General features: G+C 40.6%; 17 protein-coding genes. All 17 read right to left on the bottom strand.

Features of this window, described 5'->3' with window-relative positions; genetic code table 11:
• Window positions 1-10: 10 nt before the first annotated feature.
• Entirely contained in the window at window positions 11-703 is a 693-nt protein-coding gene (radC, locus tag LI164_RS00590) for a DNA repair protein RadC (protein ID WP_005332734.1), read from the bottom strand.
• A gap of 35 nt (window positions 704-738) precedes the next feature.
• A complete protein-coding gene (locus tag LI164_RS00585; RefSeq protein ID WP_005332732.1) occupies window positions 739-999 on the bottom strand; it encodes a DUF4321 domain-containing protein in 261 nt (86 codons plus the stop codon).
• Window positions 1,000-1,092: 93 nt separating this feature from the next.
• Window positions 1,093-2,739 (bottom strand): NAD(P)/FAD-dependent oxidoreductase, encoded by a 1,647-nt coding sequence (locus LI164_RS00580; protein WP_227086582.1) that lies wholly within the window; start codon window positions 2,737-2,739, stop codon window positions 1,093-1,095.
• Window positions 2,740-2,853: 114 nt separating this feature from the next.
• The gene (locus LI164_RS00575; protein ID WP_227086581.1) at window positions 2,854-5,106 is read right to left on the bottom strand and encodes a glycogen/starch/alpha-glucan phosphorylase; all 2,253 of its coding nucleotides are present in this window, start codon (window positions 5,104-5,106) and stop codon (window positions 2,854-2,856) included.
• A 2-nt stretch (window positions 5,107-5,108) separates the two neighbouring features.
• On the bottom strand, window positions 5,109-6,617 hold the full coding sequence (gene malQ / locus LI164_RS00570) for a 4-alpha-glucanotransferase (RefSeq protein ID WP_147566967.1): 1,509 nt from the start codon (window positions 6,615-6,617) through the stop codon (window positions 5,109-5,111).
• A 29-nt stretch (window positions 6,618-6,646) separates the two neighbouring features.
• Complete coding sequence (locus LI164_RS00565) at window positions 6,647-7,486, bottom strand: carbohydrate ABC transporter permease (protein ID WP_005332728.1); 840 nt, start codon at window positions 7,484-7,486, stop codon at window positions 6,647-6,649.
• Complete coding sequence (locus LI164_RS00560; protein ID WP_005332727.1) at window positions 7,487-8,329, bottom strand: carbohydrate ABC transporter permease; 843 nt, start codon at window positions 8,327-8,329, stop codon at window positions 7,487-7,489.
• 85 nt (window positions 8,330-8,414) lie between these two features.
• Window positions 8,415-9,713 (bottom strand): ABC transporter substrate-binding protein, encoded by a 1,299-nt coding sequence (locus LI164_RS00555; protein WP_005332726.1) that lies wholly within the window; start codon window positions 9,711-9,713, stop codon window positions 8,415-8,417.
• 122 nt (window positions 9,714-9,835) lie between these two features.
• Window positions 9,836-11,131: an ABC transporter substrate-binding protein gene (locus LI164_RS00550; protein ID WP_227086580.1), complete on the bottom strand. Its 1,296-nt coding sequence runs from the start codon at window positions 11,129-11,131 to the stop codon at window positions 9,836-9,838.
• Window positions 11,128-12,906: a sensor histidine kinase gene (locus tag LI164_RS00545; protein ID WP_005332724.1), complete on the bottom strand. Its 1,779-nt coding sequence runs from the start codon at window positions 12,904-12,906 to the stop codon at window positions 11,128-11,130. Before LI164_RS00545 ends, LI164_RS00550 begins: the two co-directional genes overlap by 4 nt.
• Entirely contained in the window at window positions 12,903-14,501 is a 1,599-nt protein-coding gene (locus LI164_RS00540) for a response regulator (RefSeq protein WP_005332716.1), read from the bottom strand. Before LI164_RS00540 ends, LI164_RS00545 begins: the two co-directional genes overlap by 4 nt.
• A 58-nt stretch (window positions 14,502-14,559) precedes the next feature.
• Complete coding sequence (locus tag LI164_RS00535) at window positions 14,560-15,798, bottom strand: NAD(P)/FAD-dependent oxidoreductase (protein ID WP_005332714.1); 1,239 nt, start codon at window positions 15,796-15,798, stop codon at window positions 14,560-14,562.
• Window positions 15,799-15,820: 22 nt separating this feature from the next.
• The gene (locus LI164_RS00530) at window positions 15,821-17,107 is read right to left on the bottom strand and encodes a methionine gamma-lyase family protein (protein ID WP_005332713.1); all 1,287 of its coding nucleotides are present in this window, start codon (window positions 17,105-17,107) and stop codon (window positions 15,821-15,823) included.
• The gene (gene miaA / locus LI164_RS00525; protein ID WP_005332698.1) at window positions 17,101-18,060 is read right to left on the bottom strand and encodes a tRNA (adenosine(37)-N6)-dimethylallyltransferase MiaA; all 960 of its coding nucleotides are present in this window, start codon (window positions 18,058-18,060) and stop codon (window positions 17,101-17,103) included. Before miaA ends, LI164_RS00530 begins: the two co-directional genes overlap by 7 nt.
• A 34-nt stretch (window positions 18,061-18,094) precedes the next feature.
• Window positions 18,095-20,191, bottom strand: a complete 2,097-nt coding sequence (gene mutL / locus LI164_RS00520; RefSeq protein WP_227086579.1) for a DNA mismatch repair endonuclease MutL — start codon at window positions 20,189-20,191, stop codon at window positions 18,095-18,097.
• A gap of 3 nt (window positions 20,192-20,194) precedes the next feature.
• On the bottom strand, window positions 20,195-22,819 hold the full coding sequence (gene mutS, locus LI164_RS00515) for a DNA mismatch repair protein MutS (RefSeq protein ID WP_005332695.1): 2,625 nt from the start codon (window positions 22,817-22,819) through the stop codon (window positions 20,195-20,197).
• Window positions 22,820-23,024: 205 nt separating this feature from the next.
• On the bottom strand, window positions 23,025-23,474 hold the full coding sequence (locus LI164_RS00510) for a hypothetical protein (protein WP_005332685.1): 450 nt from the start codon (window positions 23,472-23,474) through the stop codon (window positions 23,025-23,027).
• Window positions 23,475-23,548: the final 74 nt, after the last annotated feature.

Genomic DNA, 23,548 nt, shown 5'->3' with positions numbered 1-23,548 from the left:
CAAATCCTTTCTACAGCATTCCTTCTTCGCGAAAACTCACATAACAATTATTCCCAATGATGATGTGATCTAAAAGCTCGATCCCGATTAGAGCTCCCGCATCCTGAATGCGCCTTGTAATGAGCCGGTCTTCCCTGCTTGGTGTCGGCTCACCACTTGGATGATTATGTAAAATAATAACAAATACAGCATTCTTTTGTAATGCTTCAATAAATAATTCTCTTGGCGTAATTAAGGAAGCATTCACCGTTCCTTTTGATATATTCGTTTCGCCAATGAGTTTTGATTTGGAATTCAGCATGAGCAGTTTCATGATTTCCTGCTTTTCATGCCGGAGATCTTCCATGTAGTACCTTGCAATCGAATCCGGATTTTCAAAACTTAATAATTCCCCGGCAGAGGCTTTGGAAAGTCTCTTCGCAAGCTCTGAGATACAGGATAGCTGGACTGCTTTCACGCGTCCGACACCGTGAATTTTCTTCAATCGCTCAATACTGAACTGATGAATACCGAGAATTCCGCTTTCGCCGTTGTGATAAAGAATACGGCTGGCAAGTTCGAGAGCATTCTCCCCTCTCGTACCGGTTCGAAGCAGCACAGCTAAAAGTTCTGTGTCACTCAGAGCACCGGCGCCGAGCTTTTCGCATTTTTCATAAGGCCTGTCGGCACTCGGTATCTCTTTCATGGTAACTTTTTGATTCATATATTCCTTTAGATTCGATGATTCTCTTCGGTAGACTATAAGAAGCGGTAAATGATAATTGCAATCACAACGCCTATAATACTGGCAATTGTAATCTTGATCGTAAGACCAAATGTAATGACCAGAAGTCCCAGATTGACTACAATCGGTGTATCAAGCCCGAACGTCTGCCCATAGCCAAGCCAGCTAAGTGCCGGCACCCCTTCTGCCAGCATGCCAATAAAGCCTCCAAGGACGATTCCTGTTAATAACAACAGAAAAAGTGCCCAGGAGTTCTTTCCGCCTGCTCCTTTCATATGTACTCCTCCTCATGTTTCTTCTATCTGAAAACTCCATACATTTTAGCACATTTCTGAAAATGTGTATAGACTTATACCCTTAAAAAATTCTTAAACATTCTTAGGATTGTCGAAAGCCATGTATTTTTGACTGACAGCTTCTGCCACTTTCAGTCCATCCATGGCGGCTGATGTAATACCGCCTGCATATCCTGCACCTTCCCCGCATGGATAAAGTCCTTTTACAGAACTTTGCAAGGTCTCGTCACGCAGAATACGGACTGGTGAAGAGGTACGGCTTTCTACACCGGAGAGGACTGCATCATCGCAGTCGTAGCCTGGGATTTTCTTTCCAAATTCCGTAATTCCATCTTCCAGGCATCTTGCAATAAACTCAGGGAAAATACTCCTTACATTGCCCCAACTATAAGCACCTTTCATCTGTGGGGCTATAGCACCTGCACTGGAAGATGGCACATTTTTTTTAAAGTCACCAAAAAGCTGGACTGGAATCTTCCCTTGCCCTTCAGCAAATGCAGCCTCTTCTAATTGGCGCTGAAAAGCCAGACCTCCGAGGATGCCTTTTTCTGGGAAATCTTCCGGTGAGACGGTTACGATTACTGCACTATTGGCATTTTTGCCATTTCGCCCGCTATAGCTCATGCCGTTTACTGCAAGTCGGTTCTCTTCAGATGAAGCATTTACTACATAACCGCCTGGACACATGCAGAAAGTATAGACACCTCTGCCCTCTTTTGTCTTAGCTGTTAATTTATATGCAGCAGCAGGAAGGCTCTCGGGTGCATTTTTACCATATTGAGATTCGTCAATCATATCTTGCGGATGTTCTACGCGTACGCCTACAGCGAATGGTTTTGGCTCCATTTTTATATCTGAGAGATTTAAAAGCCCAAAAGTGTCTCTGGCGCTGTGACCAATGGCAAGTACTGCAACGTCCGTCAGTAAATCTTCTCCGATGTTTGTTCTGGTATCTTCCAGATGAAGCATCGCAAGTGCCGGCTCATCTGAAAAATCAATGCTGCGTTTTGTACGGATTCCTGTCACTTTTGTATGAAAACGAACTTCACCACCCATAGAGATGATTGCCTCACGTATATTTTTAACGACCTTTGCCAGAATATCAGTTCCGATATGTGGCTTTGCATCATAAAGAATGGATTCCGGTGCCCCATATTTCACAAAAAGACGCAGGACTTCCTTTCCTCTGTTATGGGTATCGTGCACAAGCGTATTTAACTTCCCATCAGAAAATGTACCTGCACCGCCTTCGCCGAACTGGACATTAGACTCAGGATTTAGTTTGCCTGTTTTCCAGAAATCTTGTACGTCTTTCTGGCGCTCTTCCATAGAAGCACCACGTTCTAAAAGAATTGGACGGTATCCCATACGTGCGAGCGCATAACCACAGAACAGACCGGCCGGTCCGGTCCCGATTACAACAGGCCTGTAAGTCAGTACATGTGTTCCGGTCGGAGTGCAATGATAGCTATCATTTTCTTCTTTTATTGTAATATTTTTATTCCGGTTCTTTTTAATGATCCGCTTTTCATTCTGAACGTTCGCTGCAATCGTGTAAACATAAAAAAGATTTGGTTTCTTTCTGGCATCCAGAGATTTTTTTTCAATATGCCAGGTCAGAAGATCTGAGCTGGAAATTTTTAATGTTGTATATATTTTCTTTTCAAGGTCACTTTTTTTATGAGTAACCGGAAGCTTTAACTGACTGATTCTGATCATGTTTTCCTCCTTGTACATGTAATCGATAACGAAAAAACCAAAGCCATTTTAGCTTTCGCGAAAAATGGCCTTGGTTTAGTATAGCTCATATTTATGTTTCAGACAAGTATACGATTAAAGTTTCCAGATATCCCGGTTATATTCGGCAATGGTCCGGTCAGAAGAAAAATATCCGGCTTTTGCAGTATTTATTAACATTTTTCCAGCCCAGTTCATACGATCCTCGTAGTCAGCCATTACGTTCTCTTTCACAGCAATGTATTCTTTTAAATCGAGCAAAGTCATAAACCAGTCTTTACTGATCAAATCTTTGTATAACCGGCACAGGTTTTCCGGGTCACCGATACGTATCATTTCTTTGCTGATAATAAAATCAACGAGATTTTGTATCAGTGGATCATTGTCGTAATATTGGTCAGAATGGTATCCGGACGTCTCATATAATTGAATCACTTCCTGACTGGATTTACCAAAAATATAAATGTTATCTTTTCCGACCAGATTACAGATTTCAACATTGGCGCCATCCATAGTTCCAAGTGTCACAGCTCCGTTCAGCATGAATTTCATATTGCCGGTTCCACTTGCTTCTTTTGATGCAAGCGAAATCTGTTCAGAAATATCACAGGCAGGTATTAGATGAGATGCCTCTGTAACATTATAATTTTCAACCATAATCACTTTTAAATAAGGTGATACCTCAGGATCTGATAACGTAAGCTTTTGGAGGCAAAGGATCAGATGGATGATATCTTTTGCAAGTGTATAAGCAGGTGCAGCTTTTGCCCCAAAGATCATGGTGATCGGCCTCTGTGGAAGCTGGCCGGATTTGATCTGTTTATATTTATAAATGGCATAAAGCGCATTTAACTGCTGTCTTTTGTATTCGTGCAGTCTTTTGATCTGAATATCAAAAATGGAATTCGGATCAATGTCCAAATCTTGCTTTTCTTTTAAATGCATACATAGTTTTTGCTTATTCTTCTGCTTGATCTTAAGAAAATGATTCAATACCTTAGTATCGTTCTGATACTCAAGAAGTTTTTCAAGTTTCGAGGAATCTTTCTTCCAGGAATCACCGATTAGACTGCTGATATATTCCGAAAGTTCCAAATTACAGTGCATCAACCAGCGGCGGAATGTAATACCATTTGTTTTATTATTAAATTTTTCCGGATAGATCTGATAAAAAGCTTTTAATTTGGAGTTTTTTAAAATATCTGTGTGGAGGGCTGCAACTCCGTTTACACTAAAGCCATAGTGAATGTCCATGTGAGCCATATGCACACGGTCTTGCGAATCAATGATCGCAACAGACTCATCTTTATATTTTTCTTTTGCTTTAGCGTCTAATTTTTCAATAATCGGAACCAGTTGCGGCACGACCTCATTCAGATAATCGAGCGGCCATTTTTCCAAAGCTTCTGCCAGAATCGTGTGATTTGTATAGGCACATGTTCTGGATACGAGATCAGTTGCAGTATCAAAGTCAATGCCTTGCTCCATGAGAAGCCGGATAAGTTCCGGGATGATCATAGATGGATGGGTATCATTAATCTGAATGACAACATGTTCAGGAAGCGAAGTAAGTTCAAAATTCTGTTCTTTTAGTTCTTTTAAAATAAGCTTTGCACCACAGCAGACCATAAAATACTGCTGATAAATACGGAGCAGATGTCCGGCTTTGTCACTGTCATCCGGGTATAAGAATAAAGTCAGGTTTTTGGGAATATTTTCTTTGTTAAAATGAATGCCATCTGTCACAAGTGATTCATCAATGGAGTCTGCATCAAAAAGATGTAGTTTGTTGATTCCGTTACCATATCCGGGAATGTCAATGTCATACATGGACGCCTGTAAAGTAAAAGAACCAAACTGAACCGGAAAATGAACATCTGTTTTTATAAGCCAGTTTTCTTTTTCAATCCATGGATTTTTCAACTCTTTTTGCTTTTTGTTTTCAAAAACCTGTCGGAAGAGACCGTAATGATAATTCAGACCAATTCCCGATCCCGGAAGTCCAAGTGTTGCTATAGAATCAAGAAAACAAGCAGCCAGGCGGCCGAGCCCGCCATTTCCAAGTGATGGTTCCGGTTCGAATTCTTCAATTTCCTCCAGAGATTTTCCGTTTTCATGTAAAAGCTTCTTTATATCATCGTAGATTCCAAGATTGATCAAATTGTTGGAAAGAAGTTTTCCTATCAAAAATTCTGCCGAAATGTAGTAAATCTTTTTTGTTCCTTGATTTGCTGTTTTCTCTTTGCATAATTCTTTTGTCAGATGAAGCAGTGCATAATAAACACTTTTATGATCAGCTGCTTCAATAGATGTCTGAAGCTGGTCTTCCAAATATTTTTTGTAATTCATTGTTACTCTCCTTTTTGTTGTAAACTGCGCGCGCATAATTGAGTAATTTTTTTAATTTTTGCTGCCAGATTATCCGTGAAGCTGTCTGCGTCTGAACGCCAGATCCAGTTTCCGCCTAATGTAGAAGGGGTATTTATGCGTGCTTCGCAGCCAAGACCTAAGTAGTCCTGAACAGGAATAATACATGTATCTGCCACACTTCTCATAGCGAGCCGAATATAATCCCAATGAATGTCTGCTTCCGGAGTAAATCGATTTCCAATATATTCCAAAGCCATTTCTTTATCTTCTTCTTTTAAAGCTTGATACCATCCTTGAAGCGTATCATTATCATGGGTACCGGTGTATACAACACAGTTTGGATGATAATTGTGTGGAAGATAATCACTGTCTTCCCTGGAATCAAAAGCAAATTGAAGAACTTTCATACCTGGGTACCCACTATCTTTTAAAAGTTGTTTTACGGAATCTGTCAAAAATCCAAGATCCTCAGCAATAATTGGAAGATCACCAAGTTCTTGTTTTATTTTGTGAAATAAATCCATACCAGGCCCCTTTTCCCAGTGCCCGTTTTCAGCAGTTGGATCACCATAAGGAATGCTGTAATATTCATCAAAGCCCCGGAAATGGTCAATTCGCATAATATCATATAGTCTAAAACAACCTCGGATCCGGTTTACCCACCAGGAAAATCCGGTTTCTTTGTGATAATCCCACCGATATAAAGGATTTCCCCAAAGCTGTCCGGTAGCAGAAAAACCATCCGGAGGACATCCGGCTACTGCTGTTGGCTGTCCACTTTCATCTAATTGGAACAACTCTGGGTGTGCCCACACATCTGCACTGTCATAAGCAACATAAATTGGGATATCTCCAATAATCTGAATCCCTTTTTGATTTGCATATTCTTTTAACATGTTCCATTGTTTGTAGAATTCGTATTGTAGAAACTGATAAAAATGAATTTCATCTGTAAGTAAGTCCTGATAATGCGAAATTGCATCTGGTCTGCGAAGACGGATATTTTCCTCCCATAGATTCCAGCCAGCTCCATGAAAATAATCTTTTACAGACATATAAAGAGCATAGTCTGAAAGCCATTCATTTTGTTCGTTCAGAAAATCCACGTAATCAGAAGAATTCATGATCTGCTGTTCTTTTGCATGTTCATAAGCTACCTTTAAGATATGAAATCGGTTCTGATAAAGCATGCCATAATCTATCTGATTCGAATTATTACCAAAATCTGCCTGCCTGCATATGTCGTCTTCAAGCAGTCCTTCCCGGGCCAGTGTTTCAAGATCAATAAAATAAGGATTTCCGGCAAAAGTCGAAAATGACTGGTAAGGAGAATCCCCATAACTGGTCGGGCCAAGTGGCAGAATCTGCCACAGTGACTGGCCGCTTTTTTGCAGCCAGTCGACAAATTTATAAGCTTCCTTTGAAAATGATCCGATTCCGTATGCACCAGGAAGTGCAGATACCGGCATTAAAATTCCACTTTGTCTCATGATATAAACTCCTTTTTTCAGGCATGTACCTAACCTTTAACGGCTCCTGCTGCCACACCCTTGATAATATGTTTCTGACAGGACAGATAAAAGATGATGACAGGGATAACTGCAAGAATCAAAGCAGCCATAACAGCACCCATATCAACACGGCCGTAGCTTCCCTTCATATACTGGATTGCGATAGAAATTGTCTTATATTTGTTCAGATCCAGTACCAGATAAGGAAGTAGGAAGTCATTCCAGATCCACATTGTCTCAAGAATACCAACAGAGATGTAGGTCGGTTTCATGATCGGAAGTACTACACTGAAAAATGTACGGATTGGTGTGCAGCCGTCTATCATTGCTGCTTCCTCTATCTCGATTGGAATTGATTTGACAAATCCACAGAACATAAATACTGCAAGACCTGCACCAAAGCCCAGATAAATAATAATGATACCCCAAGGAGTACGAAGTCCGGTACGGTCAGCAACCAGTGACAGGGTGAACATAACCATCTGGAAAGGTACGACCATTGAAAATACGCATAAAAGGTAAAGCATTTTTGTAAATTTAGATTTGACTCTTGTAATGTACCATGCACACATAGAAGTACATACAAGAATTACAAGAACAGATCCAACAGTAATAAATACTGTCCAGCCAACTGCACTTAGAAGATTATATTTATCAATTGCAGTCATGTAGTTTTCAAGTCCGGCCATCGTTTTTCCATCCGGAAGCTGGAATGGCTGTTTATTAATATAAACCTTCTTTTTAAAAGAATTCATAAGTACGATTAAAATAGGCAGTATATAGACAATTCCTACAATTGTAAATATACCGGTTCCGGCTGTGCTAAGAGCACTTCTTTCCTTTTTCATTTATTGCTGCACCTCCTTGGAACGAGTCATATGTAACTGAATCATACTAATTGCAACGACAAGAACAAAGAACAGAACGGCTTTTGCCTGTCCGACACCTTCCCATCCAGTACGTCCGTAAAACGTGTTAAAGATGTTCAGTGCCATCATCTCAGACATCTTGGAAGGTTCACCGGCTGTCAGTGATAAGTTCTGGTCAAATAATTTAAATCCGTTTGTCAGTGATAAGAACATACAAATGGTAATGGATGGCATCATCATTGGAATCGTGACTTTGAATAATTTTGTCCATTTTCCGGCACCATCGATCTGTGCCGCTTCCATAACATCACCCGGAATAGATTGAAGACCTGCAATATAGATGATCATCATATAACCAATCTGCTGCCAACTTACAAGAATGATCAGTCCCCAGAATCCGTACCATTCGTTTAATGCAAGTGCAGTTCCGTATTTTTCAAGAATACCATTAAAAATTAACTGCCAGATATAACCAAGAACAATTCCACCAATCAGGTTCGGCATAAAGAAAATAGTACGGAAAATATTAGTACCACGCATATTCTTGGTAAGTGCACTTGCCAGAGCGAAAGCAACGGCATTAATAATAATTAAAGATGCAACTGCAAACAATGCAGTGTACCAGAAAGAATGACGGAATACCGTGTCTTCAAAAGCCTTTTTGTAGTTGGAAAATCCGATGAATTTCGCATCTGTTACCGTTGTGAATTTACAGAATGAAAGCCAGATTCCCATGATAAAAGGAATGATAAAGCCCAAGATAAACGCACAGAATGTAGGAAGTACGAATATGGGCATATAGCGTTTTACAGCCTTTTGCATAAAAGGCGCCCCCTTTCCTTAAAAGCGGCGGGAGAATTGACCCTGCCCGCCGCATGAACATATCACGATTAATATTTGATATTTCTTATTTGGAAGCTGCTGCTTCAGTTGCCCAGCCGTCTACAAAAGCACTTACAACTTTTGCCCAGTTCGCATCTGTCTGATCTGCTGCATATGCAGTTAATGCAGAACCAACACCATTCTTCCACTCCTCAGAAGGCATTGTTGAGAAGTTCCATGAAACAGGAGTTTTGCCATCTTCCAGATATTTGTTTGCTTCATTTACAAGTACGTTATCAGAATCAAGATTTGCTTTGAATGGAATCGTGAATCCCATTTCTTTGCAAAGACCATTAACGCCTGTATCAGATGTTACACACCAGTTCATGAAGTCTAAAGTAGCCTGAATGTCATCTTCTGAAGCTTTGGAGTTTACACACCAGTAGTTCTCTGTACCAGTACAGATTCCCTGATTCTCCTCTCCGTCTACACCAATGTAGATAGGAAGAATTCCAAGATTATCATCACCAATATCTTTGATGTTGTTGTATTCCCATGTACCGTTCTGATAGAATACAGCCTCTTCTGTTACGAAATCTGCAGTTGCATCATCAGCTGTCTTTGTAGAAAGAGCAGTTGGCTCGCAAGTTGCGTTGTTGATGTACAGATCCCAGATCTGACGATAGTTGTCAAGGTATGTACCTTTGATTGCATCTGTATTATCAATACCGTCTGCTTTATACTCATAGTAGATTGGAAGGTTTGCCAGATGAGTTTTAAATCTCCAGTCAGAAGAACCGTCCATACCTGCTGATGTAAATGCAGAGAATCCAAGTTTGTCTTTATTTGCTGTAATGTCTTCCACAACTTTCTTGAAGCTGTCAAAGTTTGTGATATCTGATGCGGAGTAACCTGCTTTTTTAAGAAGCTCTTTGTTGTAAATGATACCGTAACTCTCAACAACGTAAGCAATACCTGCCATCTTATCTCCGTCCATCAGAGCAAAGTCATCATCTGTCAGCTCTTTTGCTATATCAGAATCTTTCAGATCATAGCAATAATCTTTCCAGCTTGCAAGTCCTACCGGACCATTTACCTGGAATAATGTAGGAGCATCTGTTTTTGCCATCTCGGATTTTAATGTTTTTTCGTATTCACCGGATGCAGCAGTGAGTACAGTTACCGGAACTCCCGTTTCATCTGTGTATTGCTCCGCAAGTTCCTGCCATTGCTCATCTTGCTCTGGCTTGAAATTCAGATAATATACCTTTCCTTTTGCATCAGACTTTGCAGTTTTTTTGCCCGATGAGCTGCCGCAGCCAGTTACCATTCCGATAGTCATTGCTGCAACAAGTAAAATTGATACAACTTTACGCATTTTCATAATTGTTCCCTCGCCTTTCTGAGAATCTTTTTTGTTCTCTTGATTTACTCATATTTTAGCAGGAAATTTGCGTAAAACTGTATCAATAAAAAAACCTCTAATATAAAAAATTAAACTTTCCGTTATTGTTCTTCTTCAAATTGTCGTATGCTGTCATCTGCATAATTTAGAAAATCTTCCGGGGTAATACGTCCTTCCGCAAGCTGAGGCAGGTATTTGGAGAGAGTATTTTCCTGGAAAACGGAATTCCATTTGACCTGGTAATTCGGAACAAATGTCGGGGAATTCGAAAATGCCTTCAGGTAGTCGCGTTCCACCTGGCTTATGTATTTTTCCTCCATTGAAAACATCTTTTCTTTTTCCAGAAGATTAAATTCTGTCCGGAATTTAAAAAATGCAAGTGCTCCTTCTTTTACTTCTTCACTGCATCCAGACGTCAGTGCCCAGCCAAATGTTTCCGGAGAAGAAACCAGTGTATTTCCAGGGAAAGAAGAAAAACGAACACACTGTTCCCATCCGTCAGGGATCTGGTCGATCATCCAATATCCATTTGGAACCATAGCTGCTTTCCCGGTAAAAAAGTTATTGTATGCCGTGTCAAAATCATTATACAGGGCATTCGATGTTGTATAGGAAAACAGCCGTTTTAAAGTATTTGCCAATTCCAGCCCGGAAGCATTCTGGTAGGTGTCCGGATAGATCAGACTCATAAATTCAGCACCTTCTTCCGATGAAGAAGCGACTGCTGCACTTGCCAGTAACATAGGTGCCCATCCCGTTCCATCTGTATGTAGTGCCAGTGGCGTGATACCTGCGTTTGTAAGTTTGTCACAACACGCCCAGAACTCATCCCATGTTGTTGGAAAGGAATCAATGCCGGCTTTGTTAAACAATTCCTGATTCCAGAATATGCCGCAGCAGGAAAAAGCCGCAGTTGAAATTGGTGCAAGATAAATATTTCCGTCTGCGTAAGTGCAGCCTTCCTGTACAACAGGTTCGATCATGGAAGACCACTCTTCGTCTGCATCAATATATGGAGTCAGATCCGCAATTCGGTTTTCTGCAATCATTTTCTGATAAAAAGAAGGAAGCATTCGAAGATCTGTAATAATATCTGGAAGTTCATCGGTTGCATTCAATCGTTTCAGGTTTTGACGATAGTCAGCTTCTGTCTCTACGATCCAGTCAACATCCAGTTCATAGGTTCCTTTGTATTTTTTATTAAATGCTTCCACTACTTTCTGTTCATTTTTCGTTCCGGTAGATGGATCCACGGTCAGAATAATGGATATTTTTACTGGTTCTTTGGATTCTTCTGCCAGTTTTTTTTCAGATGTTTTACAACCGGTCAGCAGGCAGATCATAAGTAGAAGTATAAATATACTTCGGATTGTTTTTTTGATATGTTGCTTTTTCATGATTCCTGCTCACCTCCTTTTGGCACTTTTATCGTACAAGTTGTACTTGCATCGGTTGTTTCGTAGTAATATGTAATTTTATCACCGTATTTTAACCGCAGTCTAGTCAGTATATTAAATACACCGTATCCATGTTTTTTGTCAGGAAATGCCTCTTTGATCTGAGAAATAGGTAAATGCGTAAGTCCGTTGATCTTTTCTACCATATCTTTATTCATTGGCATGCCGGTATTATAGACAGATAGCACCAGAACATCATTTTCTTCTGTAATCCGTATCCGTATATAGCCCCCCTCATAGATTTCACTGAATCCATATTTTACTGCATTTTCTACTAATGGCTGAAGAATCAGCTTCAGGATTTTATTTTCTTTTGCATTGACCTGACAGTCAATTTCATACTCAAACAGATCTACGTTTCGGATCTGCTGGATTTCCATGTAGCTTTTCACATTTTCCAGCTCATCTTCTACGGATACAATATCACTTCCTTTACTGAGGCAGAGGCGCAGGTACTTTGAAAGAGCCTGGATCATACGCATGGTCGTTTCCTCTTTGTTCATACGCGCAAGCATATAGATGGTATCCAGTGTATTATACAGAAAATGTGGATTGATCTGACTGATCAGCATATTTAATTCACTGGTGCGCAGTTCTTTTTCCTGTAATTTAATTTCATTGACAAGTTGTTCAATATTGCCAAGCATTTCATTGTAAGAATGTCCAATCTGATCTAATTCCGTGTTTGTGTGAAGTTCCGGCATATGTGTATAATCTCCACCGTCAAATCCAGTCATATATGTGGTGATTTCCTGGACCGGTCTGGTGAACCGATTAGAGAACAAGATACTGAGTAATAGGGCTAATACTACAATAATCAGGTAAATCAGAACCAATACAATTAAAATCTGGGTGGTCTGACTTGTAACAACTTCATTTGGCACATACGTAAAGATGGAAAACGAACAGTCCTTTTGATAGTAAGCAGACAGATAACCACCCGTTACAGCCTCTCCATTGAGAATAATTCCCGTATCAGAGGATTTTTTACATGCGCTTATCAAAGTTTTCGTCACATTGTCCGGCAAGGCAGTGTTTTTCTGATTCAGAGCATAAATATTTCCATTCTGATCCATTATTCCGGTTAGAATGGAAGAATCTGCCTTTTCGGAATCCATCGTTACGATATGATTCAAAAAGGAAGGATTCATTTTCAGAATAATAATTCCCGGTTCACTTGGATAGTCCAGAGAATGAACATATCGGGTGATGAACAAGGAATCTTCTTTTCCGTTAAAGAGTGTATCTTTTGCAATGAACCAGACTGTTTTTGCGTACTCTGTACCAAGTTTCTTCTGAAACACAGTGTTTTTAATGTCAAAAGCATCTACATAACTATAGGATCTGGTATATATGTTTCCTTTATTATCCATATAACAATAATCTTGAATAGAATCCAGATCCAGATATGAGAAATATTTGCCAACGGCATTCTTTTCATTATCAGTCAGTTCTTCTGCGTTCAGACTTTTTTGGATCGTTTCATTAAGAATAGCTTCTGCAGTCACTTCTTTCGATTTCGTATAAAGATTATCCAGTAAAATTCCCATCTTCTCGTCTGCAAACTCGTATTTTTCTATAATATTATTTTTTAAAGTATGGTGCATATAACTCCATACTCCGATCATAGATAATAAAAGTGCAAGAAGAAGTAATATAAGCGTAGATTTTAAATATTTTTTCTGGATACCTGAACTTAAATATTTTTGCTTCATACTTCGTATTCCTTTTTATACTCACTTGGCAGTTTTCCGGTATATTGCTTGAATAATTGTGAAAAATAAGAAGGATTGCTGATACCAACTTCTTCACAGATTGTTCGGATACTGGTATTTCCTTCTTCCAGCATTCTTTTTGCTTTATCCATACGTTTTTTGACCAGGTACTGTTTAAAAGTCATATGGAAGGTGCTTTTAAAGATACGTCCAAAGTAAACCGGGTTTAAATATACATGAGCTGCTGTTGCAATGATTGACAAGTCTTCCTCTTGAAGATGTTCTTCGATATAAGCGACAGCTTCTGTCATGTATTCTTTAAAATAACCCGTTTCATTTTTTCCGGCTTCTTCCTGACGCAGTTCTATTGCACGGCATAAAATTTTGTAGCAGACATCTACTGCTTTTACAGCCGGCAGATGATTCAGGTTAGAATAATAATTTGCAAATTGATTTTTCATATCCTCGTTCATACCATAGGTGTCCTGAAGCATGAACTGTACTCGGAGCATAACTTTATGAAGGTACTGGCATTGCCGTGCTTCTTCTTTTGGAAGATGGTAAATAAAATCAATAAATGTTTCTTTTAGTTCCACAAAATCATTTTTCCGTATGCTGTTCATAATCCGGATTTCCCTGTCTTCAGAAAACTGCTTCGAATCGTCTTCCTGTTCTTCTAAATCTTCTGGAATTGTAAACGCACTGGCACCGGAAGCACTGGCAATTCCAAATAATTTTTGTGCTTCTTCATAGCTTTTCCTGATTCCGGATATCCCTTTATATGGCTTGGAAATAGAAGCGATGACCGGACATTTTTCTTCATTCTTTGCCTGTTCTAATAAAGTTTTGATCTGCCTTACTGCATTTTTTTGCTGAGTTTTTATAATGAAAACATAATTGCCGTCTTCCCCTTCAAATTTCCAGTACGAAAAATGTTCAAAAACATGTGCTTCTATTTCCTGGATTACGGCATATCTGGATGCTTCATAATCTAAAGAATTTGTAATTTTATAAATTAAATCAATATCGGCGCACACTGTGATAAAAAAATCATGATTATCCGGCAAATCATGAAGTACAGAAAATACTTCTGCAATCTTTTCCTCCGGAATCAGATTCTGAACATATTTTTGTATTACAACCTGCAGAAAACTGTCACCGTCTTTTAAAAGGAGTTGTTCCCAGCTTTCGTATTTTTCTTCACTGCGTAGCTGTTTGATACATGTGTTATAGGCTCCGGTCATTGTGGAGCGAAGCTGTTCATCATCAATTGGTTTTAAAAGATATGCATAGGCGCCAAGATCACAGGCATGTTTTGCATATTCAAAATCACGGTATGCACTAAGTACTACAAAAAGACATGAGATCTGTTCTTTTTGAATTTCTTCCATAACCATAAGTCCTGTCATTTGCTTCATTCGAATATCGGTTAGAACGACATGTGGCTGTTCACGTCTGATGACTTCCAGTGCCTGAACTCCACTTTTGGCAGATCCGACAACCTCAAATCCCATACCCTCCCAGTCATAGGTATCTAAAAGTCCCTGTAATAAAATTGGTTCATCGTCCACAATTACCAGTTTTAGTAATTCCATTCTTTTTCCTCACTTTTTTTATGAATCGGCCGAATTTATATATTTCTTAAAGTAATTGTTATAGATCAGATGCCGCATGTTTTCCTGCCAGATAACCGGTAGCCCATGCCCACTGTAGATTATAACCGCCACAAATTCCATCAACGTCAAGAAGTTCTCCGGCAAGATAGAGATCTTTTGTAATACAGGACTGCATCGTCTCCATATCTACTTCTTTTAAGCTGACACCGCCTGCGCTAACTTGAGCATTGTCAAACCCGTTGGTATCAGAAATGTTTAACCTGCAAGACTTTATGACCTCACACAGTCTTGTAAGTTCTGCTCCTTTGATCATATTTAGTTTCGCAGAAAAACGGATGCCTGAAATTCGGAGTATTTCCGGAATTAGTTTTGTGTGAAGAATTCCGGTCAGAAGGTCTTCCGGTTTTGACTTTTGGTTCTCGCTCAGGTGCTGAAGTTTTTTGCTAAATAGTTCTCTAAGTGAAGCTTCCTCTAATTCCGGCAGAAAGTCAATCATAACCTGCGCATTTTGCTTTTCATATAAAGCCCTGGAAATATAGCGGCTGACTTGGAATACAGGAATTCCGGATATGCCATAATTGGTAATCTGAAGTTCACCGGTATCTGAGACAGCCATACGCCCATTGATCAAGGCTGTTACTTTTGCATCTGTCCTGACTCCTGAAGCTTTTTGAAAGGCAAAATCCTTTACTTTTAACTGCACCAGTGCCGGAACAACCGGCACAACAGAATGCCCCAGTGATTTGACAAGGGTATAACCGCTGCCATCAGAGCCGAGTTTCGAAGAAGCCTTTCCGCCGGCTGCTAAAATGATGCGGTCAGCTTGAATTTTTTCGCTGCCGGTCTCAATCTGGAATCCTTTTTTTGTCCGGCATATGGATGTCACTGCGTTCTCACGTCTGATGTCTGCGCCCAGTTCTTTTAAACGATTATCCAGAACAGAACGGACGACAGATGCCTGATCACATCTTGGATAAATGTATCCATTTCTGGATTTCATCAGAAGTCCCAGATTTTCGAAAAAACGAATTGTATCCGAATATCCAAAGGCTTTTAGAACAGAAGAAATCAATTGCGGCTCATCACTTCGGAAATAATCCAAAGACATGTTTTTATTTGTCAGATTACAGCGCCCATTTCCGGTAGACAAAATTTTCTTTCCAAGAATATCCTTCTGATCAAAGATAATGACCTGAATGTCTGGATTTGTCTCAAGGGCGGTGATGCCCGCCAACATACCGGAAGCACCGCCTCCGACAATTGCAAGTGTTTTCATATCTGAACTCCTTAACTTTATATTATAACTCTGTTACAAGGTCTTCTCTTACCAGATACTCTAAAGACATTAATATTCCAAGCTTTGCATGCTGCCATGTAAGTCCGCCCTGGAAATACACTGCATATGGCTCTTTGATCGGACCATCGGCACTCAGCTCGATAGAGGAGCCCTGAACAAATGCTCCGGCTGCCATAATAACATCGCTGTCATATCCTGGCATCGGCCATGGCTCTGGTGTGACATAGGAATCAACCGGGGCGGCAGCCTGGATTCCTTTACAGAATGCGATGACACCTTCCGGTGTTCCAAGTTCTACTGCCTGAATAATATCGTGGCGGCTCTCCGTACCATTTGGAATGACACTGTAACCTAATTTTTCGTAGATGTTTGCTGCAAAGATGGCTCCTTTTAAAGCACCTGCTGTCACAGTCGGTGCCAGGAAAAGTCCCTGGAAGAAGGACTGCATGACACCGAGAGATGCACCAACTTCCTTTCCAAGTCCTGGAGAAGTCAGGCGGTATCCACAATTATCAATCAGATCTTTTCGTCCTGCGATATATCCGCCAATTGGCGCAAGTCCACCGCCCGGGTTCTTGATCAGGGAACCAACGACCATATCTGCACCCACATCACTTGGCTCAATCGTCTCTACAAATTCACCGTAACAGTTATCGACCATACAGATAACGTCTGGTTTGATACTCTTTACAAATGCAATCAGTTCTCCAATCTGTGAGACGGAAAAGCTTGGTCTTGTCTGATATCCTTTGGAACGCTGGATTGTTACAAGCTTTGTTTTTTCATTGATTGCTTTTTTGATATTGTCATAGTCAAATGCACCGCCTTCTAGAAGATCTACCTGGCGATAGGAAATTCCGTACTCCGCAAGAGAACCATTCGATGGGCGGATTCCAATGACTTCTTCCAATGTGTCATAAGGTTTTCCGACTGGAGATAGAAGCTCATCGCCCGGGCGCAGATTTGCAGCCAGTGCCAGTGCCAGTGCGTGAGTTCCGCATGTGATCTGCGGTCTTACAAGAGCACTTTCTGTATGAAAAATCTCTGCGTACACTTCTTCCAGTGTGTCACGTCCCGGGTCGTCATAACCGTATCCGCTGGCGTATTTGAAACAGCCGGCATTGACTTTACATTTCTGCATTGCATGCACGACTTTCAACTGATTGTACTCTGCCACTTTGTCGATGGCATCAAAACGTTCTTTTAAAGTTCCTTCAATCTGGCTCCCGAAATCGTAAACCTCTCTGCGGATTCCCATTTCCAGATACATATCTTCTATATTTAACATGATTGTCCCTCCAAAATATCTTTTTTAATAGATTCGAGCATCACTTCCAGAATCTTATCTTCATCATAATTGTAATCTTTTTTATTAATCCATGTCACATGCTTCTCTCGCTTGAACCATGTAATCTGACGTTTTGCAAAATGTCTTGTATCTCGTTTGATTTTGTAAATGGCATCTTCTAATGTGCATACTCCGTCCAGATAGTCCAGAATTTCTTTATATCCAAGTCCCTGCATAGAAACCATACTGCGGTCATAGCCACGCGCTTTTAAAGCCTTAACTTCCGCGACAAGCCCCTCTTCTATCATCTTGTCAACTCGTAGATCTATACGGCGGTACAGGTTCTTGCGGTCATCATTTAAGATAAAATATACAAATTGATAGGGCGACTCTTTTTGTCGCTCTGTTTCATTGTGCTCAGAAATTTTCATTCCGGTTTTCTGATAAAATTCCAATGCCCGAATGACCCGCTTTATATTATTTGCATGGATAGTATCTGCCGATTTTGGGTCCACTTCGCGAAGTTTTTCATGAAGTGCCTCTGCGCCATGTTCTTCTGCAAATGTTTCTAATTCTGCGCGGAGCGAGGTGTCATTATCATTATCTGTAAAATCAATATCATAAAGTAGTGCCTGAATATAAAATCCGGTTCCGCCTACTACGATTGGAATATGCCCGGCAGCATAGATCTTTTGCATAGCTTCTTTTGCCATCTGTTGAAAACGGACAACATGAAATTCATCGTCTGGTTCCAGTTCATCTACTAAGTAATGTGGAACATGCTGCATTTCTTCCGGACGGATTTTTGCGGAACCAATATCCATATATTTGTAGACCTGCATGGAATCTGCAGAAATAATCTCACCACCGATTGCTTTTGCAAGACCAATGGAAGCCTTTGTTTTACCGACTGCAGTAGGTCCGGTGAGAATGATTAAAGGTTGTTTTTGCATGATATATCATCCCTTACATTTTTCATATTCGATATTAAACAATACGTTTGAATTTCTTTTCCAGTTCGCGCCTTGACATGGCGATAATGGTGGGTCTCCCATGTGGACAGTGATAAGGATTGTCCAGTGACAGAAGTTCCGTGATCAATGTGTCTACTTCTGCAGCGCTCAATCGCATATTTCCTTTGACAGCTGCCTTACAGGACATAGATGCAATCTTTTCGTCAATCAGATTAGATGGCGCATTTCGGTTGATTTCATCAGACAGACTGTCAATCATCTCCATGAGCAGTTCTTTTTTTGCAATACTGAACAAATTGTCCGGTACAGCGCGGACTGCATAGGAATCCTGTCCGAATTCTTCTATCTCAAAACCAATCCGCGTGAACTGATCCATATAAAGCCTGAGAAGTTCTGCCTCCTGCATAGACAGATTCAGTACGATTGGCGGACTAATAAGCTGAGAAGTAAACTCCCGTGTCTTCATGCCCTTCAATGTCTGTTCATACAGAACTCTCTCATGAGCTGCATGCTGGTCGATAATATATAAGTTATCATGAAATTCTACCAGCCAGTAAGTATCAAAGACCTGGCCGATAATCTTATGTTCAGCTTTTGCCTGTGGCTCCAGAAGTTTTTCTTCAAAGAAATTGAGCTGCTGTGGCTTTTCCGCAGGAACTTGTTTTGCAGTATAATTTGGCGACTCTGCGATCTGCGAGCCTTGTGCCTGCACATTTCTTTGTGGTTTATAAGAGTTTTGCACCGGTATATTTTTCTGCGTTTTATAGGAGTCTTGCACTGGTATATCTTTCTGCGGTTTATAGGAGTCCTGCACTGATACATTTTTCTGCGGTTTACAGGAGTCGGTATTGGATAAAGCAGGTGTTGTTTCTTGCTTATTTTCGTGCAGCGCTTCATGGTAAGAATATACTCTCTTCTTCATCTCATTCATAAAGTATTGCAGCTTTTCATCTTCATTTTGTGGTGACTGCAAAGAGGTTCGCAGCTTTTCGGTATGTTCTGCCTCACTTTTTTTCGGCAGATCCATCTTCGACTCTTTCGGTTCTTCTGGAAAATTACTTTTACAATCTTTCGGTTCTTCTGGAATTTTTATATCATCCAATGTCACTTCGGGAATTAGCTCCCGTTCATGTAGTCCGTCATCGACAGCCGCAAACAGGGTATTATAAATCTCCTGCTGATTATTAAAACGGACATCCATCTTGGTCGGATGCACATTAACATCTACATGTTCTGTGTCTACGTCCAGGTAAAGCACGACAAATGGGTATTTGTGCTGCATAGTAAAATCTTTATATCCGTCTTCAATTGCCTTGGAGATGATACTGCTCTTAATGTATCTTCCATCTACGAAATAATTTTCAAAATTACGGTTGCCGCGGGAAATCAAGGGCTTTCCAAGATATCCGGTAATGTGGATTCCTTTTCTTTCAAAATCTACTTCAATCAGATTCGATGCAATCTCCCGTCCGTATATATGATAGATGACATCCTTCAAATTTCCATTGCCGGAAGTATGAAGTTTAACCTGACCGTTGTTGATAAAACGGAAGGAAACTTCCGGATGAGACAACGCTAGTCTTGTGACCAGGTCTCCGACGTGACTAGCCTCTGTCATAGCAGTTTTTAAAAACTTTCTTCTGGCAGGTGTGTTGTAGAAAAGCTGCCGGATCAAAAATGTCGTGCCATCCGGGGCACCGGCATCTTCAAGTGATTCTTCCTTCCCACCGGCAATCTTATATCGCACGCCAAAATCTGCTTCCTTTGTCTTGGTCAGAAGCTCTACCTGAGAGACCGCTGCAATACTGGAAAGTGCTTCGCCACGGAAACCAAGAGATGAAATGTGTGCAAGATCCTCTGCACTTCGGATCTTACTTGTAGAATGGCGTAAAAATGCAGCACGGACATCTTCTTTATCAATTCCGATTCCGTTGTCAGCGATTCGCATAAATGTAATGCCACCTTCCTTGATCTCGACAGTTACAGCAGTCGCACCGGCATCAATTGCATTCTCAGCAAGCTCTTTGACTACGGATGCCGGACGTTCTATGACTTCCCCGGCGGCAATTTTATCAATTGTAATCTGGTCTAATACCTGTATCTTACTCATGGTCTACCACCTGTTTTTTAATTTGTTCTGAAGCTGATAAAGGGTATTGAGTGCTTCAATTGGTGTCAGGTTTCCAAGATCAAGCTCTTTTAACTCTTTTAATACGTCATCATCTTTCACTGTATCGAACAATGACATCTGAGCCAGATCCACGTCATCATATTTTTTTGCCTTAGGTTTTGGGGCACCCAAAACAGCAATATCTTTGATCCGGCTTGTAATATCTGTCTGAACCAGTTCTTCTACAATTTCCTTTGCCCGGTCAGTAACAGACTCCGGCACCCCTGCAAGCTTCGCTACCTGGATACCATAACTTTTGTCCGCACCACCTTTGACAATTTTTCTAAGGAAAATGATATCGTCGCCGTTCTCTTTAACAGCAATGCAATAGTTATTCACGTTATCTATTTTGCCTTCCAGCTCGGTCAGCTCGTGGTAATGTGTGGCAAATAAAGTCTTAGCACCAAGAAGTTTGCTGTTACTGATATGTTCGATGACTGCCCAGGCAATGCTGAGCCCGTCAAATGTACTCGTTCCACGGCCGATCTCGTCAAGTATTAAAAGACTCTTGCTAGTGGCATTTCTTAAAATATTTGCGACTTCCGTCATCTCGACCATAAATGTACTCTGACCACTTGCCAGATCATCGGAAGCTCCTACACGGGTAAAGATACGGTCTACCAGACCGATGTCGGCTTTGGAGGCAGGAACAAAAGAACCAATCTGAGCCATCAGAACAATCAGGGCTGTCTGGCGCATGTAGGTAGACTTTCCGGCCATGTTCGGTCCCGTTATAATTGCGATCCGGTCTTTTTTATCGTTCAGATATGTATCATTGGAAATGAACATATCATTTGGAATCATTTTCTCAACTACCGGGTGACGGCCGTCTTTGATGTCAATGACACCTTTTTCATTTATCTTCGGACGCACATAATTATTCTGCTCTGCAACAAGAGCCAGAGAAGCCAGTGTATCAATCTGGGCGATCACTTTGGCAGTTTTCTGGACACGGACAACATCTTTGGCAACACGGCTTCGGATATCACTGTAAAGCTCATACTCCAGAGAATAAAGCTTATCTTCCGCACCGAGAATCGTATCCTCCAGTTCTTTTAATTCCGGAATAATATAACGCTCTGCATTGGCAAGGGTCTGCTTTCTTGTATAATAATCCGGAACCAGATCTTTAAAAGAATTGGTCACTTCCAGATAGTAGCCGAATACTTTATTGTATTTAATCTTTAGATTTTTGATGCCGGTTTTCTCACGCTCGTCACTTTCCAGTTTTGCAAGCCAGTCTTTCCCGTCAGACTTAGCAGAGCGGAGTTTATCAACTTCCGGATTATACCCGTCGCGGATAATACCGCCTTCCTTCATGGCAAGCGGCGGATCTTCTTGGATTGCATCTTTGATCAGTGTACACAGATCTTCCAGAGTATCTAAATCTTCATAAAGTTCTTTCAAAAGAGGACTTGTCATCTCGCTTAAAATATATTTGATATGAGGCAGCATAGAAAGAGAACTTTCAAATGCGATCATATCTCTCGGGTTCGCAGACTGATATGTAATCTTGCTGACCAGACGCTCAAGATCATAGATCGGTGACAGATATTCCCGGATCTCTTCTCTTGAAATCGCGTTATCTAAAAGCTCATTGAGAGCATCCAGACGTTTCTCAATATCATATTTCTGAACCAGTGGCTGTTCAATATATTTTCGGAGATTTCTGGCACCCATGGCGGTTTTCGTCTTATCCAGTACCCAGAGAAGGCTTCCCCTCTTCTGCTTCTCTCTTAAAGTCTCACAAAGTTCAAGATTCCGTCTTGTAGCACTGTCGAGAAGCATATATTTTCCGGCAGCATATGGAATCAGACGTGACATATGGGAAAGAGATGTCTTCTGAGTCTCTTTCAGATAGATCAAAAGGGCTCCGGAAGCAATGATCCCACAGTCATAATCTGCAAGACCAAGACCAGTCAATGATCCGACTTTGAAATGTTCTTTTAATGTATCCTGACAGATTGCATCATCAAAATACCATGGATCCAGTGAATAAATGGTAATTCCAAGGCGGTTCTTCAAATCCTCGATGTTCATGCCACTCATGAAAAATGCTTCATTACAGATAAGCTCCGACGGCATAAGTTTATAGATTTCGTCAAACAGTTTTTCTTCTGTATTAATCTCCGTAACAAAATAATCGCCGGTCGTAACATCAGCGACAGACAACCCAAAACGATCTTCCATGTAAACAACACACATAATGTAGTTGTTCTTTGTCTCGTCTAATGCCTGCATATCCAGGTTCGTTCCAGGTGTGGCAATCCGGACAACCTCACGTTTGACGATTCCTTTTGCAGTTGCCGGATCTTCCATCTGTTCGCAGATGGCGACCTTGTAACCTTTAGATACGAGCCGGTTCAGATAACCGTCTACTGCATGGAACGGGACACCGCACATCGGTGCACGTTCTTCCAGTCCACAGTTTTTTCCGGTAAGGGTGATGTCCAGTTCTTTTGATGCTACCAGTGCATCATCAAAGAACATCTCATAGAAATCTCCCAGTCTATAAAATAAAATGCAGTCTTTGTATTCTTCTTTTGTTTTCATATACTGCTGCATCATAGGTGTTAATTCAGCCACTTTTTTATCTCCTCTTGTGTAATACTTGTGAATTCAGGAATGCCATTGGCAATCTCGAAACTTCGGCATCTTTATATTATAACATCTCATCCTGTTTCATGAAAGTCGAAATTTTAGACAAACAGGAAAAGATTAGTTATCACTACCTGCCACATGTTTATCAAATATCAAAACGGATGATGTAACACTACCAAATGCGGTAATGTGGTATTGGTTCTCTATAGAACCAATGGAGCAGATATCCGGACAGAAGGATACCCATAGTACATAAAAAAGAAAAAATAAGCGCAAAGGGAAGACAAATCTGCCCCCATAACTGCAATGGCATATCCGAATAATCCCAAACTGCCAGGTGATACCATTTGTTTACGATAATTCCAGTGATAAATTCCATACTCACAACAAAGATCGTACAACGTGTAATCTGTCTTGGCAGAGCATCCTGCCATTCTGTCAGCCGTCCCTGCCATGTAAAAAACTGCATACACAGTCCGCCAAGCATGAACATACTTATATGTGAAAAACCGCGAAATAAGACTTCAATCCCATAATAAATACATCCTCCGACAGCCCATAGTACAAGATATTCACTTATATTTTTTAAATAAATGTTTTTCTTTGATAAGCTATTCTTCATATAAAAACGCCCTCACTATCTGTTCTTACAAAATAGTGTGAGCGTTTTCTACTCGTTTTATCAATATCATCACT

It is taken from the genome of Dorea sp. 210702-DFI.3.125, from assembly GCF_020560945.1.
GTDB classification, from domain to species: domain Bacteria; phylum Bacillota; class Clostridia; order Lachnospirales; family Lachnospiraceae; genus Dorea; species Dorea formicigenerans.
Note: the sequence above shows the minus strand (reverse complement) of the source record. Positions and strands in the feature narration are given on the sequence as shown.

Excerpts from the sequence above, each read along its gene's own strand:
- radC (WP_005332734.1), bottom strand. The coding sequence starts at position 703 with ATGAATCAAAAAGTTACCATGAAAGAGATACCGAGTGCCGACAGGCCT.
- LI164_RS00585 (WP_005332732.1), bottom strand. The coding sequence starts at position 999 with ATGAAAGGAGCAGGCGGAAAGAACTCCTGGGCACTTTTTCTGTTGTTA.
- LI164_RS00580 (WP_227086582.1), bottom strand. The coding sequence starts at position 2,739 with ATGATCAGAATCAGTCAGTTAAAGCTTCCGGTTACTCATAAAAAAAGT.
- LI164_RS00575 (WP_227086581.1), bottom strand. The coding sequence starts at position 5,106 with ATGAATTACAAAAAATATTTGGAAGACCAGCTTCAGACATCTATTGAA.
- malQ (WP_147566967.1), bottom strand. The coding sequence starts at position 6,617 with ATGAGACAAAGTGGAATTTTAATGCCGGTATCTGCACTTCCTGGTGCA.
- LI164_RS00565 (WP_005332728.1), bottom strand. The coding sequence starts at position 7,486 with ATGAAAAAGGAAAGAAGTGCTCTTAGCACAGCCGGAACCGGTATATTT.
- LI164_RS00560 (WP_005332727.1), bottom strand. The coding sequence starts at position 8,329 with ATGCAAAAGGCTGTAAAACGCTATATGCCCATATTCGTACTTCCTACA.
- LI164_RS00555 (WP_005332726.1), bottom strand. The coding sequence starts at position 9,713 with ATGAAAATGCGTAAAGTTGTATCAATTTTACTTGTTGCAGCAATGACT.
- LI164_RS00550 (WP_227086580.1), bottom strand. The coding sequence starts at position 11,131 with ATGAAAAAGCAACATATCAAAAAAACAATCCGAAGTATATTTATACTT.
- LI164_RS00545 (WP_005332724.1), bottom strand. The coding sequence starts at position 12,906 with ATGAAGCAAAAATATTTAAGTTCAGGTATCCAGAAAAAATATTTAAAA.
- LI164_RS00540 (WP_005332716.1), bottom strand. The coding sequence starts at position 14,501 with ATGGAATTACTAAAACTGGTAATTGTGGACGATGAACCAATTTTATTA.
- LI164_RS00535 (WP_005332714.1), bottom strand. The coding sequence starts at position 15,798 with ATGAAAACACTTGCAATTGTCGGAGGCGGTGCTTCCGGTATGTTGGCG.
- LI164_RS00530 (WP_005332713.1), bottom strand. The coding sequence starts at position 17,107 with ATGTTAAATATAGAAGATATGTATCTGGAAATGGGAATCCGCAGAGAG.
- miaA (WP_005332698.1), bottom strand. The coding sequence starts at position 18,060 with ATGCAAAAACAACCTTTAATCATTCTCACCGGACCTACTGCAGTCGGT.
- mutL (WP_227086579.1), bottom strand. The coding sequence starts at position 20,191 with ATGAGTAAGATACAGGTATTAGACCAGATTACAATTGATAAAATTGCC.
- mutS (WP_005332695.1), bottom strand. The coding sequence starts at position 22,819 with ATGATGCAGCAGTATATGAAAACAAAAGAAGAATACAAAGACTGCATT.
- LI164_RS00510 (WP_005332685.1), bottom strand. The coding sequence starts at position 23,474 with ATGAAGAATAGCTTATCAAAGAAAAACATTTATTTAAAAAATATAAGT.